The organism is Nodularia sp. UHCC 0506, from assembly GCF_034931045.1.
Lineage (GTDB): Bacteria > Cyanobacteriota > Cyanobacteriia > Cyanobacteriales > Nostocaceae > Nodularia.
Genome location: NZ_JAYGHH010000003.1, coordinates 170,500 through 172,974 on the forward strand (window position 1 = coordinate 170,500; position 2,475 = coordinate 172,974).

At 41.8% G+C, this 2,475-nt stretch carries 2 protein-coding genes; one reads left to right on the forward strand and one right to left on the reverse strand.

Features of this window, described 5'->3' with window-relative positions:
- Positions 1-37: 37 nt before the first annotated feature.
- The gene (locus VB654_RS03950) at positions 38-553 is read left to right on the forward strand and encodes an orange carotenoid protein N-terminal domain-containing protein (RefSeq protein WP_323212147.1); all 516 of its coding nucleotides are present in this window, start codon (positions 38-40) and stop codon (positions 551-553) included.
- 152 nt (positions 554-705) lie between these two features.
- On the opposite strand, the gene VB654_RS03955 is transcribed toward VB654_RS03950, so the two are convergent.
- Positions 706-2,475 (reverse strand): 4Fe-4S binding protein (locus VB654_RS03955; protein WP_323212149.1); only part of this gene is annotated, 1,770 nt, incomplete at its 5' end.

A 2,475-nucleotide genomic window follows, 5' to 3' on the forward strand; every position in this document is an offset into this window, starting at 1 on the left:
GTTGAATTAACACTTACTAAAAATTTTGGGTAAAACTATGAACGCTACAACAGAATCAAATCAATTAACCAATACTTTTGATTCCAGCACATATTCAGAAAATGCTGTGGTAACTACTACCACTTTATTTAAATCCCTAAGTGTAGATGACCAGTTAGCACTGCTGTGGTACATTTACACCGAAATGGGTCGTTCTATTACCCCAGCCGCCCCAGGTGCTGCCCGGATGCAGTTTGCTGAGGGTGTACTTAATCAAATCAAGCAAATGTCTCATACTCAACAGCTAGATGTGATGCGAGACTTAGCTGCTAAAAGAAATACACAAATTAGCCGTTCCTACGGAATTTGGAGCGTTAATACTAAATTAGCTTTCTGGTTTGAATTATCAGAGTTGATGGTTCAAGGCTTAGTCGCCCCAATGCCTTCTAACTACCAACCTTCTCGTGATGTAGTACAAGCGTTAGAAGCTATTAAGCAACTTGATTTTGGTCAACAAATTACAGTCCTGAGAAATACAGTTGTCAACATGGGTGTTGATCCACTAGCTGATTAAAACAGCAGAAATATATCAGTTTTTATAGCAACCTCTAAATTTTCCCGTCCCGATCCTCAACAGAAACATTCAATTCAGCCGCAATTATAATACTTCGGCAAACCAAGGGTTAACTAGCGTTAACCCTTTTGCGTAGGCTGAAAATTTTGAACTTACGACAAAATAATTGCCCACATACTAACTCCCAAACCCACAGCAGCGAGATGTTGCCAAAAGAGCGCTCTTATAGGTTGACGAGCAATTTTTTGAGTTAAAATAATTGTGAATAACACTGAGAAAATCAGAGTAGCACCTTGCAAAAAGTCAATCACAGCCGGATGTGCTACTAAAATTGGTAATTGTTCCCCATTTAAACCAAAGGTAGCTAAAGTCACAGGCAAAATTCGCCCAGCTTCACCCAAACCCAAACGCAGATAATGAGCTAAATTACCTCCTAGCACCAATGGTAAATAACCATAGGTAAGTTCTAGAAATGGTCGAGGTTTACGCCCAAATTTAGTTAACTGCATCAAGCCGTAAGACCCAAAAACTATAGCTGTGGGGATGATCAAAATTAGCAGTGAAAATCCCAAATGCTGCCAAAACCAAGTTAAATCGATTTCTAAACCTAACCAAGACTGTAACTCTGGTAAGCGATGCAGATACACTCCACCCAATAGCAAAAACAATAACGCCACTTCATAGCTGTGGGGTGTATGAGTCGTCCATAGTTCAATCGCCGGGGGACGCAAATTGAACTCAACAGAACGATGGGGACAAGCTTTCAGACAAGTCATACATAATACACAGTCTCGATTATCTTGCAACTGTGCGGGGTGGGAATATAACGGACAGCCATTAGTTGCCATCCCTTCGCCCTTTTCGGGGCCGCCTTTGTAACACTGATAAGTATTGCAAGAAGCAGAACAGATACCTTGCTGCGCCCGGAGTTCCGTCATTGAGAGTTTGGCAAATAAACCATTCATTCCCCCAATAGGACAAAGATACCGACACCAAAACCGCCGTTCAAAAATGGCTGAGAAAATCATCGCCCCAGCTGTAATTAATAGCAGCAACCAAGCGGAAAGGTAAGCAGTATTTTGTAAATCCCAGAGTTCTTCCCAGAGGAAAATCAGGGTAAATAATCCAAACAAGAACCATCCGCCCCATTTTTCAGCTTTTTGTCTCGGCCAGCTTTGGAGTTGTCGCGGAAATAGCCAGAGGGAAAGTTTTTGGGTAATTTCGCCATAAATCATAAAAGGACAGACAGAACACCATATCCGACCTAAGAAGGGGAAGAGGAATAGAAAAAACGGCCACCACCAAGCCCAAAAGAAATTTAAAATGAAATTGCGATCGCGTGTTTGCGGGCCAATAAATAAAATGGCGATCATCACCGCAAAACCGACGAAAGTAAAACCATAATTAATCCGGTCTGGCCACCAAGGACTCCGCAAAAATTTCCGTAACCCAGGATAAGCATTCAAAAGATTCAGACGCAATTGCTTTTTCTTGGTTTGGGCTGACCAAAATATTTCTTCTGTTAACTCGCGTCCATCACCTACCTGAACAATCGCCCGTTCGACAATATTTTTTAATTCTTTGAGATTACCGGGAAAATCATAAGACTGTAAGCGGCGTAAAGCTTCTGGGGTGATTTGCGGTTTAGAAAGACCTTTGCCTCGAATATAAAGGCTAGTGTAATATTCTACTTGGGCTTGAATATCTGTTTTCCGTACCCGTAGCGGTGGCACTTTAATTCTATGAGTAACGCACCGTTCAATGTCTGATTGTGTTTTTTCCGAAACAATGATTATACGGGCTTTACAGGGGCGAGATTCAGCCGCAGGTTCTCCCGAACGAGTCACAGGTGTATATTTGCCTGTTTCTAGCAACTGTGCCACAGACGGTAATAATTCAGGAGGTAATTCTTGAATGTTATT